The organism is Mariniphaga sp. (genome assembly GCF_041687215.1).
Taxonomy (GTDB): Bacteria; Bacteroidota; Bacteroidia; order Bacteroidales; family Prolixibacteraceae; genus Mariniphaga.
In genome coordinates this window covers 14,447-28,083 of record NZ_JAWLCI010000002.1, presented here as the reverse complement: position 1 = coordinate 28,083, position 13,637 = coordinate 14,447, and the positions used below count along the sequence as shown (strand labels likewise).

Sequence of the window (13,637 nt, the reverse complement as noted above, 5' to 3'; positions counted from 1 at the left end):
ATGGATTATTTATGTTGATTCCACAACTCCAAAAATTTATCCAGCTCGTATTCCAAATCTTCGCGGATAATTTTCCGAATCAAACCTTTTGGTAAATCCTGACTTTTGTGAACCGGAATTGTGGTAACTCTGCCATCGGGATGCCTTAACCGATGATGAGAACCATTTATTCTGACAACAGAGAATCCAATGGATATGAGGAATTTAAGAAAGTCTTTTCCTGAGATAACGGGCAATTGAGGCATTGTTCGAAGTGTTTATAATGAGGTAGTTTGGATTGAAACCTGCATTTCTCTGAAACCCACGAAGCGATTCAATTCCGAAGCATTATCTTTGTCTTCTTCAATGCATATATCAATTACCTCCCTTATATTCTCAAGGGCTTCATCAATTGTTTTACCGTAAGAATGGCATCCTTTAAATACCGGACAACTCACAATATAAAAATCATCTTCATCCTGTTCAATAACAATAGGGAGATGCAGTATTTTACTTTCAGCTATTTTCATATCCAATGAATTACATCTGCAAATATAAAGGTTTTATCTTAACAAATTTTTCAAATACCCCTGCACTTTATTTATGACCTTTATTATAATTCTATTGAATGAAAGTGGGTGTAACCGACAACATAATGTACCCCCAATGCTGACCGGCTGTATGGCTGCCACCTTTCAGCAGTTCCATACCTTCGCCGGCAAACATCAGCGACCAGCAGGTGCTTAACACGGCATTGGGCTGAACGGCATACGAAATGCCCAAATCCACTTCAGTTCCCAAATAGTTTTTGGCATCTGCCGAAATTTTCCCCGCCGAAGCAAAATAGTGCAGGTGTCCGTTGAATCCGAATTTCTCTTTTTTGTACCCGTATTTCAGATAAACATCGTTCAAACCAATCGAGTTGATGTGGTTTCCTACATAAAAATAATCCATGTGCCCGTTAAATGCATGATTGGTTCCGTACAACGGATTAAACGCATAATTTTTATCGTTTTTATCGTAACAGTTTCCTGAAAGGTGTTCAAATCCTGCAGAAATGCCATTTTTCAGGGATACTTCGAACAAAAAGTTTAAAGCACTGATTTTTTGCATCGAGGGAAGTTCCCCGGTTTGGTAATAAAGATTTCCGGCAAACCTCACATTTTCCAAACTGTGGGTAATTCTTCCGCCTAAGGTTTGGCTGTAGCGGTTTTCCTGTTCGTTGTTTGCTACAAAAACCGGAACTCCGTTATTCAGGAATAACAAACTCAACCCGGTTTGTTCCCAGGTTTTGTTAAACCACAAAAATTGAAGGTCTTTGTATGCATCGGGTCCGTTATAAAAATTGTTTGTAATGTCGGCATTTTCGTGGTGGGCAATCCCAAAATGCAGTTTGATTTCATTTTCAATTTTAAACAGGGCCAAATCGTGCGATCGTGCCTGGTGCGCCCAGCCTACGTTTCCAAAAATGCGCGAGTCGTCGTACACCAGTTCCTGCCGCCCGGCTTTCAGAAATAAGTTTTCAGCCAGTTTTATTTCTGCCCAGGCCTCGTGCACTGAAGTGGCGTAATCTTCATTGGTAACCAGTTGAGGCTGATTTCCCCAGTAGCGCACATCCTGCAAAACCAGTTTTGCTTTTACTCCTTCAGAATTATAAATGGCATTTAACCGGGTGCGTTGTGCAGTGGCCGTTGACATTTTCTGGTCTTCAACTGCAAGCGATTTATACCCCCTGCTGAATTCGGTCCGGGGCCTGAATTCGCCTGAAAGAATGAATTGTGCATGAACTTCCGGCAGGAAAAAAAGCATTTCTGCCAGAAGAGTTAAAAAAATATTCCGGCTCATTTTTTATTGATTTAAAACGATTTAATTCGTCATTAAAACTCCATATGAAGCTTCCCGCTCTGCAGCTTGTTTATCCCATTCGGGTACCAGAGTTTTCAGAAACTCCTGCTTTTCGGCGTTCAATTGTTCCATGTCCAGGCCAATAAATTCCTGTGCTTTTTCTTTTGTAGCAATGTCAGGATAAGGAATTTCTTCATTCAGCCCGAATTGAGCCAGAAGCCTGGCCAGTTTAATACGTGCTTCCTGAGCAATGGTTATGCCGTTGGCAACAGTTCGGCCAATTTCAACCGGCGAATGGAACGAACCACCATGACTGGCTGCCGCGTAATCCCACCGCCACTGAGCGTGGCGTATTCCAGTGAGAACATCCTTCATTTGCTCTTCGGTTGCACCCAATTCCCATGCTTTTTGGGCTTCAACGTGTGCCCTCACCAGCAATTTTTCCAGTTCGTCGCGGTTTTCAATAATCCGATCCTGGCGCTCGTACACATCCTGAACCAGCCGGGTTGCTTCTTCGCGGTGGCATACCTGGCACGAATTGGCAATGTTATTTAATGGCGACTGCATTTTATGATCGGTGAATTTTTGTCCGCCTTCGCTTGAATAGGGCATGTGGCAATCAGCACAAGACACACCGCGTTTGGCATGAATTCCTGTCATATAAACTTCGTAACCGGGGTGTTGTGCTTTTAACATTGGAGCTTTGCTCATGGAATGGGTCCAGTCGCTAAACGCTATATTGTCGTAATATTGTTCCATAGCTTCGGCGGTGAAACCGTTATCCCACGGGAAAGTTAAATATTGGGCGCCTTCCACAACTTCTTTGTTAAAATAGTATTCCACATGGCACTGCGCACAAACCAAACTGCGCATTTCCTGGTAACTGGCTTTTGTGATGTCCTTTCCCATCCGGTCAAAAGCTTCAATCAAAGCAGGCCTTGAAATTCTGAGATTCATTGTTTTTTCGTCATGGCAGTCGGCACAGCCAATTGGGTTTACAATTTCAGGGCCTAATCTTGCCCATGAACCTGTGTAAAATTCGGCCACACCTTCGCGGTTCATAACTCTGGGAACATCTGGGCTTTTACAAGTCCAGCATGTAGTTGGCATTGGGCCGTCATTTGCATTTTTCGGACCTCCGGTGCGTAAAACATTACGTACATCTTCGATGGCATAATAATGACCACGACCCTGATTGTATTCTTTGGAAAAACCATAACCAGCCCACAATACCACAAGTCTGGGGTCTTCTTCCAGCATGTCAATCATAACATTGCCGTTGTATTTACTGCGGAAGGAAGTATCAGCTGTTCCGTAATACGATTGAAACTGACGCGGAAAATTTTCTCCCCATACTTCATTGCGTGGTTCATAGGGCATTATGTCAGTTTGCGGGGTATTTACAAAAACTGCTTCCATCCGGCGTTCCACAATTGATGAAGCTAAAAGTCCCAGCAGGAATACAACCACTATGGTTGCAAAAAAAAGTACCCAGGCCAACCATGGGTGTTTTTCGGTTATTCTCAATTTGTTGTTCATTTTTGTATGATTTTAGTTTTTTAAATAATTTCTTAACCATTCAGGAATCGGATTTTCAGGCAGGGGAACGCGTGCATAAGGCACACTTGACAGGCTGTTCATGGTTCCGTGCCCTCCTTCTTCCCGGTGACAGTCAACACAACGCCTGCTTTCCCTGATGTCTCTGTGATTTGCCACCGTGGCTTCAAGTTTCGGGTCCACAAGTTGTTTTTCATGACATCTGATGCAATTGTTTTGAACCACTTTGGCCCCGGGTTCCAGAATCCGGATTACCTGTCTTTCCTTTCTGAGTGCAAAAAGTGTGGAGTGACGCAAACCGTCATTTGCTTTAAAATAATACTTGTTGAAAATATTGTTATGGGGTACATGGCAGTCGTTGCAATGAGCCCTTTCGCGGTGGGAACTATGCGCCCAGGTGGCATACTGTGGAGCCATAATGTGACAGTTCACGCAGGCTTTCGGATCATCCGACAAGTAAGAATGGGCTTTCGACATGTAAAGGGTAAACAGCACAATTCCTATAAAAACAGCGGAGGCAATCATTACAGGAAACCTCCATTTTGGCGGTGGAAGCAGTTTTTTCAGCATAATTATTAAATCGGTTAAGTAAAATTCAAATTTTATTTAATTTTTACTTTAAACCTGTAACAGATGTTACAAGAGGATATAAAAATTGTAACGCAGAATCGTTATTTAAAATGAAAATAAATTACCGAATTATGTTGTGAAGTTATTTTTTTACCTGCCTGTACTCTCCGTATTTCTGCTAAATTTAGCAGCAGAATAGATACAATATTCTTTTTCAGTTAAATAACCAATAATCAACATTTGTTATGAAACAGAACCTGATTGTAATGTTTTTATTAATCTCATTTGGATCACAAGCACAGGGATTTCTTACTTCAAAGAATATTAAAATTGATTTTTCGGGTTTCGTTCGAAACGATTTTATTTTCGATTCCAGGAAAAATGTATGTGCCTGCGATCATCTGCTTGAATTTTTTCCGTACGAACCGGTTTACGATGAAAATGGGGAAGATATTTATGCTCAGCCAAATGCCCATTTTTTGAATACCTTCTCACGATTTGGAACCCGGTTTTCTGGCCTGGAATTGGGAAAAGCAACTGTTAGCGGTTATATTGAGGTTGACTTTACCGGCTATTCTCCAACAAACGGCATCAGGTTGCGTCATGCCTACACCAGTTTTGTCTGGCCTAAAACCACCCTTCTTTTCGGTCGTGCCTGGCACCCTACATTTATTGAAAAGGTTTATCCTTCGGTTTTAAATGAAAATACCGGCCTTCCTTTTCAGGTGTTTAACAGGAGTCCGCAGTTGAGGCTTACCCACCATCTGGCTAAAAACCTCGATTTTATTGCCGGTGCAGTTTACCAGTTTAATTATGCCAACGACGGGCCCGACGGTAAAACTTACCGTTACCAGCGCGAGGCTGTGGTTCCAAATCTTCATGCCCAATTGCAGTTTTTTAATGAAAACTGGGTAGCCGGGGCTGCTGTTGACTGGAAAAGTATTTTGCCCAGAAATGCTACCGCCGGAACCAACGGAACTTTTAAAACAACCGAAAAATTAAATACCTGGGCAGCATTGGCTTACCTGAAATACACTAAAAACAAGTTTGAATTTAAGGCTAAGTCGATGTATGGACAGAATGTAAACGAAAGCCTTCTGCCGGGCGGATATGCGGTAGCATCGCTCGATGCATCAACCGGCACAGAAACTTACACACCGTTAAATCACATGTATAATTGGGTCAATTTCACTTACGGCCAAACCTGGAAATTCGGTTTTTTTGCCGGTTACCTGAAAAATCTCGGTACCAGTGAAAATCCCATCGGACCATTTTATGGTATGGCAACAGACATTGACATGGTTTATAAAATATCGCCACAACTGATTTATACGTACAAAAATTTTATGTTTGGCTGGGAAATGAGTTGGACAACTGCGGCTTATGGCGATATCGACTATACCAATTTCGGAAAAATTAAAAATGCCGAAAATGTAACAAATTTCAGAAATATGTTGTCTGTGGCTTACAATTTCTGATTTTCCTTTTATTTTTGTTTGAAATTTGAAAATAGGCTGCCGCATTTTGCATCAGTGTATTACCAAAAATCAACAATTATGGCTTTTGAAATCTCAGTTTTCCTTGAAAATAAAATTGCTCATTTTGAAGGAATTACCAATATTCTAAAAAAGGAACAGATTAATATCCGTTCACTTACGCTCAGTAACATTCTGCACGGATGGGGCGTACTTAATCTTTTGGTTGATAAACCCGAAAAAGCTTATCAGGCGTTGTCTGAAAAAGGCAATTCGGTGGCGTTGCGCGAAGTAATCGCTTTGGAAATGAAAGACGAGGCAGGTGGTCTGGATGAACTGCTTGTGCAAATTGCACGGGTTGGTATTCATATCGAAAATGCTTACACACGACTGATTTCCCAAACCAATATGGCCATTTTGGTACTGGATGTTCCGGATGTGCTGGAAGCGAAAAAACTGCTCGAACAAAACGGAATTCCAATACTCGACGACCAAACAGTTTACGGAAAATAACCGGCAAAATTCCCTTTCAAAAATTGAAAACGTTTTAAAATAGTTTGAAAAAAATACGAATGATTTGGAACGAAAAAATGGAGTGTGCATCACGCGAAGAAATGGCCGCTGTTCAAAGCGAAAGGCTGTTGCAAACGGTGAGGCGCATTTACCACAACATTCCCAGTTACCGGGCTAAAATGCAGGAAAAAGGTCTGGCACCAGGCGATATTCAGTCGGTTGAAGATTTAAGTAAACTGCCGTTTACAAATAAATCGGATTTGCGCGACAATTACCCGTTTGGTATGTTTACCGTACCCATGAGTGAAATTGTGCGTTTGCATGCCAGCTCGGGAACTACCGGAAAACCAACGGTGGTAGGCTACACACGCAACGATTTGCAGATGTGGGCCGAAGTGGTAACGCGTACCCTTTGTATGGCCGGCGTTCACAAAAACGATATTGTGCAGGTGGCTTACGGTTACGGGTTGTTTACCGGCGGCCTCGGACTGCATTACGGAACCGAAAACCTTGGAGCCACAGTAATTCCCATTTCGGGCGGAAACACAAAAAAGCAGATTCAACTGATGCAGGATTTCGGAACTTCGGTGATTGCCTGCACACCTTCGTATGCGCTGTTTTTAGCTGAAGTGATGCAGGAAATGGGAATTGCACCCGATTCTCTGAATCTTCGTGTTGGTATTTTTGGCGCCGAACCGTGGAGTGAAAACATGCGTCGGGAAATAGAAGCGAAATTAAAACTGAAAGCCATTGATATTTATGGTTTGAGCGAAGTGGTTGGGCCGGGCGTTTCCTGCGAATGTGAACACCAGTCCGGAATGCACATTAACGAAGATCATTTTATCCCTGAAATTATTGACCCGGAAACACTGGAACCGCTTCCTGCGGGAGAACTGGGAGAACTGGTTTTTTCAACTGTTTCCAAAGAAGGAATTCCCATTCTGCGCTACCGAACCCGCGATCTTACCCGGCTGAATTACGACAAATGCACCTGTGGTCGTACATTGGTTCGGATGGAAAAATGCACCGGCCGGTCCGACGATATGCTTATTATTCGCGGAGTGAATGTGTTCCCGTCGCAAATTGAAAGCGTATTGTTGGAAATGAGCGAAACCGAACCACACTACCTCCTCATTGTGGAACGCGAAGGCTCGCTGGATGTGCTCAAACTACTGGTGGAAGTTCAGGAACAGTTTTTCTCGGACGAAATTCGTGAACTGGAAGCACTGCGCAAAAAAATTACGGCCAATATTCAGGGAATGCTGGGCATTTCGGTGGATGTGAAACTGGTAGAACCGAAAACAATTGAGCGAACGGCAGGCAAAGCAAAACGGGTAATCGACAATCGAAAAATCTGAAAAGATATGAAAGCAAAACAAGTTTCGGTATTTCTGGAAAATAAATCGGGCAGACTAAACGAAGTAGCTCAAATTTTGGGTGAAGCAAACATCAATATTTCTGCATTTACTGTAGCTGACACATCGGATTTTGGCGTATTGCGGCTCATCGTATCCGATCCGGACAAAGCATGCAATGTATTAAAGGAAAAACATTTTTCGGTGCGCACCACCGATGTGGTTTTGGTAAAAAGCCCGAACCAGCCGGGAGCGTTGTCGCGAATGCTTCAGATTCTGAATGCGGAGGGTGTATTTATCGAATACCTTTACGCTTTTTCGATGAATGATAAAACAGCCGTCATTGTCATCAGGCCGGCTAATCTGGATAAATGCCTCTCGGTTCTTGAAAATCATAAAAATGAATTATCAGCAGGCGATGATCAATACCAGCTATAAATTAAAATTTTAAAGAACCAAAATAAGGGTGACCTGTTCTAAAATCATAATGTGTATATTTGAATTCAATTTAATAAAAACGAATGAAGCGTATTGCAGTACAGGGAATTGTGGGGTCTTTTCATGAAGATGCGGCACAAAAATATTTCAGTGAAAAAATTAAAGTAGTTGAATGTAAGTCGTTTACCAGTGTTTGTCAGTTAATTGATACCGACAAAGTGGATTTTGCTGTTTTAGCCATTGAGAATTCCATTGCCGGAAGTTTACTTAAAAATTACCAGTTGATTCGCGATTACCACCTTCGTATTATTGGCGAAATTTACCTGCACATTCAAATGAACCTGATGGCCATTCCGGGAGTTAAACCTGCCGATATTACCGATATCTACTCACATCCTATTGCACTCCAGCAATGTGTGGAATACATTGAAAAGTATTTTCCGAATGCTGAATTGCATGAAGGAATGGATACTGCAAGTGCAGCCAGATTTATTTCAGAAGAAAGGCCTGTGAATGCTGCCGCCATTGGCAATTTGCGTTCAGCAGAATTGTACAAGCTAAATATTCTTGAAACCGGAATTGAAACCAACAAAAAAAATTACACCCGGTTTCTCATTTTGGCAAAACATGGCAATCCTACTGAAAAAGCCAACAAAGCATCTCTTTGTTTTGAAGTTGGCCATTTTTATGGTGCGCTTGCCAGGGTACTGAACGTATTTGCCGAGAATGAAATTAATTTGGCGAAAATTCAGTCGGTGCCAATAATCGGAAAACCCAATGAATATACCATTCATGTAGATGTGGAATGGGAAAATATGGAAAACTATGAACGGGCTATCCATCAGACGCTTAAAAGTGTTTCGAGCCTTGCCATTTTGGGTGAATACGAAAGGGGTGAAGTTTATTTGCATGACCAGTAAACAATTAAAAACAAAATTATATGAATAAAATTGCAATTTTCTTTGGCCCGCTCGACGGCTCTGTTCACCGGGTAGCCAAAAAAGTAAGAGATGCCATTGGCGAAGAAAAAGCAGAATTGGTTCCTGTAAAAGAAGCCAGTGTTACCGATTTGGAGAAATATGACAAAATTATTTTCGGCATTTCAACTGTTGGAAAAGAAACCTGGCATTCGAAATATAACAATACCGACTGGGCCAATTTTTTACCTGAAATTGGAAAAACACGTTACGAAGGCAAAACACTGGCTATTTTCGGATTAGGCGACCATGTTACCTATGCACAGACATTTGTGAATCATATTGGTTTGCTTGGCCGCGAACTGATGGAAAACGGAGGAACACTTGTGGGACAGGTCCCAACCGATGGATATGAGTTTGACGAATCTGAATCTATAATCGATGGCAAATTTATGGGGTTGCCAGTTGATGAGGACTTTGAGCCTGAACTGACCGATGAACGGGTGCAAAATTGGGTGAAACAAATTCGTCCGCATTTCGGAATTTAGATTTTAATTCATACAGAATTTTGAGTTTGCACCGGAGTTTTATCTGGTGCAAATTTCGTTTTTACCGGCAATGTATTAAAAGAGAAAAATACCATGAAGAATTCACCTTTCGAAAAAGAAATTATCGATCAAAAAATTAAAGAACTCCGGATTGCCGATCCGGGAAAAGCTTCCATCCGCGAAATTGTTGCGCTGGTAAATCTGGTTGAAGAAGAAACCGGCGAAAAATATGTGCGCATGGAAATGGGCGTACCTGGACTGCCGCCGTCAAAGGTGGGAGTGGAAGCTGAAATTGAAGCTTTACAGCGGGGTGTGGCGGCTATTTATCCCATGGTTGACGGTATAAAACCACTGAAAGAGGAAGCGTCACGTTTTGTAAAAAATTTTCTGAATATCGAAGTTTCTCCCAAAGGTTGTATTCCAACGGTTGGATCCATGCAGGGAACTTATGCCGCTTTTATGGCCGCGGCAAATGCGGTGGAAGGAAAAGATACCACCCTTTTTATCGACCCGGGATTTCCGGTGCAGAAACAACAAATGATGGTGTTGGGCCAGAAATACGAAACCTTTGATGTATTTAACTTCAGGGGTGAAAAATTGAGGTCGAAACTGGAAGAGTTTCTTTCCAAAGGAAATATTTGTTCTATTGTTTATTCCAATCCGAACAATCCCACCTGGATTTGTTTTACCGAAGAGGAATTGAATATAATTGGCGATTTGGCCAACAAATACGATGTGATTGTGATGGAAGACCTGGCTTATTTCGGTATGGATTTCAGGCAGGATTTTTCGAAACCCGGTCAGCCGCCTTATCAGCCAACGGTTGCGAAATACACCGGGAATTACATGCTGTTCATTTCCAGTTCCAAAATATTTTCCTATGCGGGCCAGCGTTGCGGATTGATGGTGATTTCTGATTCACTTTTTAAACGCGATTACCCGGCGTTGCAAAAACGGTTTGGAGGAACTGATTTTGGCAGTACCATTACATTGAGGTTGTTGTATGCGCTGTCGTCAGGCACCAGTCATTCGGCACAATGGGCGCTGGCTGCCATGCTGAAAGCTGCCAACGAAGGCCGTTTCAATTTTGTGGAAGAGGTAAAAGAGTATGGTGAGAAAGCCAAAGTGATGAAAAAACTTTTCATAGAAAACGGATTCGATATCGTTTATAAAAAAGACATAGATCTGCCTGTTGCCGACGGGTTTTATTTCACCATATCGTACCCCGGAATGACCGGAAACCAACTGGTTGCGAATCTGCTTTATTATGGAATCAGCGCCATTGCTCTTGATAATACCGGAAGTAACGAACAGGGAATCCGCGCCTGTGTTTCGTTTGTGAAACGGAATCAGTTCCCCGATTTGGAGCACCGGTTAAAATTATTCAATATCCATTTTTCAGAAAAGAATTGAGAGAAATTTGAATGGACCCGAAAAAAGTAATTTCGCGCTATAAACTTACGCTTGAACTACTTCAGAAAGTTGAATTGAAAAACAAACCTTCTGTTCTGAAAAAGGGAGACTCTTTTATTAATTACGATGAAAAAACTCAAAAAATTGGCATTCTTATAAGCGGGCTCCTATATTCAACCTACATTGCAGAAAGCGGCACAGAATGGGTTTCGCGGTTTTTCTTTCCGCCCAACAATTTTATTGTCAGCAACCACCGCAGCTTTTATCTTGGGAAAAATTCCAGCGAGTCTATTCGTGCTTACGAAGATTCGGAACTGATTTGCATTGAAAAAGAAGAGTTTAAGTATTTACTCGACCATAATTCCAAGTTCGAACGCACTGTGCGTATTTTGGCCGAAGAAAGTTACATTCAGGCATTGGAGCGCATCCATTCTTTCCAGTCACTAAATGCCGAACAGCGAATTCGTAAATTTTTCGAGGAATATCCCGAACTTGGGAAAAAGCTTCAACGTCAGCACATTGCATCCTATTTAGGCATTCACCGTAACATCCTAACCCGTTTTCTTTATAAAATTTGATAACGCAACAATAGTTGCATAGTTTCCGCCGGTTAAAAAATAGTTTTGTCAAACAGATTCAAATTTTAATCTGTGCCAAAGAAAAACTAACAATTTGTCAGTAGTACATTCCATTGGTTTACAGATTTTAACCTTGTCTGAAAATTATGGAATAACCTGATTTTTATGGTGTTTTTCTGATAAAAAGGATATTAATTTTAGCAGAAAATTTGATAAGATATGGCAAAAGTAAGAGGAGCTGTTGTAGTTGACAAAGAGGGTTGCAAAGGATGTAGTTTATGTGTGGAAGCCTGCCCTGAGGATGTGCTGGCCCTGAATAAAGATGTAAACAGTCGTGGTTACCACTATTCATATATGCAAAACCCCGAGGCCTGCATTGGTTGCGCCAACTGCGGCGTGGTTTGTCCTGATACCTGTATTACAATATATCGGGTGAAGCTTTAAGAAAGTTTTCAGTCGCAGTCGCAGTCATAGTCTCAGTTTACTGCAACGATGACCAATGACCAGTGACCAAAAAATAAGGATTAAGAAATAACAAAATTTTATAAGAATGGGAGAACTAAGATTAATGAAGGGAAATGAGGTGCTGGCCGAGGCTGCCATCCGATGCGGATGCGACGGCTATTTTGGCTATCCCATTACACCTCAGTCGGAAGTGATGGAAATGCTTATGGAACGCCAGCCCTGGGACGAAACCGGAATGGTGGTTTTACAGGCAGAGAGCGAAGTGGCGGCCATTAACATGGTTTATGGCGCTGCCGGTTCGGGAAAGAAAGTGATGACATCTTCTTCCAGCCCGGGTGTCAGTTTGATGTCGGAGGGTATTTCATACATTGCAGGCGCCGAATTGCCTTGCCTGGTGGTTAATGTTCAGCGTGGCGGTCCGGGTCTGGGAACTATTCAGCCCTCGCAGGCCGACTATTTCCAGGCTGTTAAGGGCGGAGGCCACGGCGATTACAAAATGATTGTGCTGGCTCCGTCGTCGGTGCAGGAAATGAACGATTTTGTGGATTTGGCTTTTGAACTGGCCTTTAAATACCGAAACCCGGCCATGATTTTAACTGATGGCGCCATCGGCCAGATGATGGAAAAAGTGGAACTTTCGGATTACAAAAAACGCTGGACCAATGAGGAAGTGAATGAAATTAGCGGCAGTTGGGCAACTGTTGGAAAACCATCTACCCGCGAGCGGAATGTGATTACCTCGCTGGAAATGGATTCTGACAAAATGGAAGCCAACAACAAGCGTTTTCAGGAAAAATACCGGAAGATGGAAGCTGAAGAACAACGCTACGAAGCCATTCAGTGCGACGATGCAGAATACATTCTGGTTGCTTTTGGAACTTCATCGAGGGTGTGCGAGAAATCGGTTGAAATTGCCCGGGAAAAAGGTTTGAAAGTGGGATTGCTCAGGCCAATTACCCTTTTTCCATTCCCGAAAACCATAATTAAAGAACTGGCAAAAAACGTAAAAGGTTTTATGTCGGTTGAAATGAGTGCCGGGCAGATGATAGAAGATATAAAACTCGCTGTTTATGATGCTGGCATACATCGCCGTATTGAATATTTCGGACGAATGGGAGGAATTATTCCCTCACCGGGAGAAGTAGTGGAAGCGTTGGAGCAGAAATTTTTAAAGGAGGGTAAATGATGAATATCAAAGAAATTATAAAACCGGAAAACCTGGTTTACAGCAAGTCGAAAGTACAGATTGACACCATTACGCATTACTGCCCGGGATGTACGCACGGGGTAGTTCATAAGCTGTTAGCTGAATTGATTGATGAGATGGGACTTCAGGAAAAAACGATAGGAATTGCACCGGTTGGTTGTGCCGTATTTGCCTATAACTACATCGACATCGACTGGCAGGAAGCAGCCCACGGACGGGCGCCTGCAGTGGCAACCGGGGTCGTTCGTCTGAATCCGGAAAAGTTTGTGTTTACATACCAGGGCGACGGCGATTTAGCTTCCATTGGAGCCGCCGAAATCATACACGCCTGCAATCGCGGCGAAAATATTTTGGTGGTGTTTATTAACAATGGCATTTACGGAATGACCGGCGGCCAGATGGCGCCAACCACCATCGATAAAATGGTGACTTCAACCACACCCTGCGGACGTGACCATGAAAGAAATGGTTACCCTCTGAAAATGACCGATTTGGTGGCTAAACTTCCGGGAACTTCTTATGTAACCCGGCAGTCGGCACAAACAGCCGCATCGGTTCGTAAATGCAAACGGGCGCTGAAAAAGGGCATTCAGAATGTGCTCGACAAAAAAGGGACATCGTTTGTGGAAGTGGTTTCTACCTGCAACTCGGGCTGGAAATTGTCGCCGGTGCAGGCCAACAAGTGGATGGAAGAAAACATGTTTCCGTATTATCCGCTGGGCGACATGAAAGACAGTGAAAAAGGAGAACCTGTTACAAACAATTAAAAACCAGAAG

General features: G+C 42.6%; 16 protein-coding genes. 11 read left to right on the top strand and 5 right to left on the bottom strand.

The window, feature by feature from the left end:
• Window positions 1-5: 5 nt before the first annotated feature.
• The 5 genes from ACESMA_RS01365 to nrfH form a co-directional block, all read right to left on the bottom strand.
• Window positions 6-245 carry a type II toxin-antitoxin system HicA family toxin gene (locus ACESMA_RS01365; protein ID WP_372946953.1) on the bottom strand — a complete coding sequence of 80 codons (240 nt, stop codon included), beginning with the start codon at window positions 243-245 and terminating at the stop codon, window positions 6-8.
• A gap of 12 nt (window positions 246-257) precedes the next feature.
• Entirely contained in the window at window positions 258-509 is a 252-nt protein-coding gene (locus tag ACESMA_RS01360; protein ID WP_372946952.1) for a type II toxin-antitoxin system HicB family antitoxin, read from the bottom strand.
• 91 nt (window positions 510-600) lie between these two features.
• On the bottom strand, window positions 601-1,824 hold the full coding sequence (locus ACESMA_RS01355; protein ID WP_372946951.1) for a hypothetical protein: 1,224 nt from the start codon (window positions 1,822-1,824) through the stop codon (window positions 601-603).
• Window positions 1,825-1,845: 21 nt separating this feature from the next.
• Window positions 1,846-3,363 carry an ammonia-forming cytochrome c nitrite reductase gene (gene nrfA / locus ACESMA_RS01350; RefSeq protein ID WP_372946950.1) on the bottom strand — a complete coding sequence of 506 codons (1,518 nt, stop codon included), beginning with the start codon at window positions 3,361-3,363 and terminating at the stop codon, window positions 1,846-1,848.
• A gap of 12 nt (window positions 3,364-3,375) precedes the next feature.
• Entirely contained in the window at window positions 3,376-3,951 is a 576-nt protein-coding gene (gene nrfH / locus ACESMA_RS01345; RefSeq protein ID WP_372946949.1) for a cytochrome c nitrite reductase small subunit, read from the bottom strand.
• Window positions 3,952-4,196: 245 nt separating this feature from the next.
• Here nrfH and ACESMA_RS01340 point away from each other — a divergent pair, with 245 nt between their 5' ends.
• The 11 genes from ACESMA_RS01340 to ACESMA_RS01290 all read left to right on the top strand — a co-directional run bounded on the left by ACESMA_RS01340 (window position 4,197) and on the right by ACESMA_RS01290 (window position 13,627).
• A complete protein-coding gene (locus ACESMA_RS01340) occupies window positions 4,197-5,429 on the top strand; it encodes a hypothetical protein (RefSeq protein ID WP_372946948.1) in 1,233 nt (410 codons plus the stop codon).
• Between the two features lie 78 nt (window positions 5,430-5,507).
• Window positions 5,508-5,939, top strand: coding sequence for a hypothetical protein (locus tag ACESMA_RS01335; protein WP_372946947.1), 432 nt, complete (start codon window positions 5,508-5,510; stop codon window positions 5,937-5,939).
• Window positions 5,940-5,998: 59 nt separating this feature from the next.
• Window positions 5,999-7,297, top strand: a complete 1,299-nt coding sequence (locus ACESMA_RS01330; protein ID WP_372946946.1) for a phenylacetate--CoA ligase family protein — start codon at window positions 5,999-6,001, stop codon at window positions 7,295-7,297.
• Between the two features lie 6 nt (window positions 7,298-7,303).
• The gene (locus tag ACESMA_RS01325) at window positions 7,304-7,732 is read left to right on the top strand and encodes an ACT domain-containing protein (RefSeq protein ID WP_372946945.1); all 429 of its coding nucleotides are present in this window, start codon (window positions 7,304-7,306) and stop codon (window positions 7,730-7,732) included.
• A gap of 83 nt (window positions 7,733-7,815) precedes the next feature.
• Window positions 7,816-8,652: a prephenate dehydratase gene (locus tag ACESMA_RS01320; protein WP_372946944.1), complete on the top strand. Its 837-nt coding sequence runs from the start codon at window positions 7,816-7,818 to the stop codon at window positions 8,650-8,652.
• Between the two features lie 20 nt (window positions 8,653-8,672).
• Window positions 8,673-9,197, top strand: a complete 525-nt coding sequence (locus ACESMA_RS01315; protein WP_372946943.1) for a flavodoxin — start codon at window positions 8,673-8,675, stop codon at window positions 9,195-9,197.
• 93 nt (window positions 9,198-9,290) lie between these two features.
• A complete protein-coding gene (locus ACESMA_RS01310; RefSeq protein WP_372946942.1) occupies window positions 9,291-10,610 on the top strand; it encodes an aminotransferase class I/II-fold pyridoxal phosphate-dependent enzyme in 1,320 nt (439 codons plus the stop codon).
• Window positions 10,611-10,621: 11 nt separating this feature from the next.
• The gene (locus ACESMA_RS01305; protein ID WP_372946941.1) at window positions 10,622-11,188 is read left to right on the top strand and encodes a Crp/Fnr family transcriptional regulator; all 567 of its coding nucleotides are present in this window, start codon (window positions 10,622-10,624) and stop codon (window positions 11,186-11,188) included.
• Between the two features lie 219 nt (window positions 11,189-11,407).
• Window positions 11,408-11,632 carry a 4Fe-4S binding protein gene (locus ACESMA_RS01300; protein WP_372946940.1) on the top strand — a complete coding sequence of 75 codons (225 nt, stop codon included), beginning with the start codon at window positions 11,408-11,410 and terminating at the stop codon, window positions 11,630-11,632.
• A 106-nt stretch (window positions 11,633-11,738) separates the two neighbouring features.
• Window positions 11,739-12,839, top strand: a complete 1,101-nt coding sequence (locus ACESMA_RS01295; protein WP_372946939.1) for a 3-methyl-2-oxobutanoate dehydrogenase subunit VorB — start codon at window positions 11,739-11,741, stop codon at window positions 12,837-12,839.
• Window positions 12,836-13,627 (top strand): thiamine pyrophosphate-dependent enzyme, encoded by a 792-nt coding sequence (locus ACESMA_RS01290; protein ID WP_372946938.1) that lies wholly within the window; start codon window positions 12,836-12,838, stop codon window positions 13,625-13,627. The genes ACESMA_RS01295 and ACESMA_RS01290 overlap by 4 nt, the downstream gene beginning before the upstream one ends.
• Window positions 13,628-13,637 lie beyond the last annotated feature (10 nt).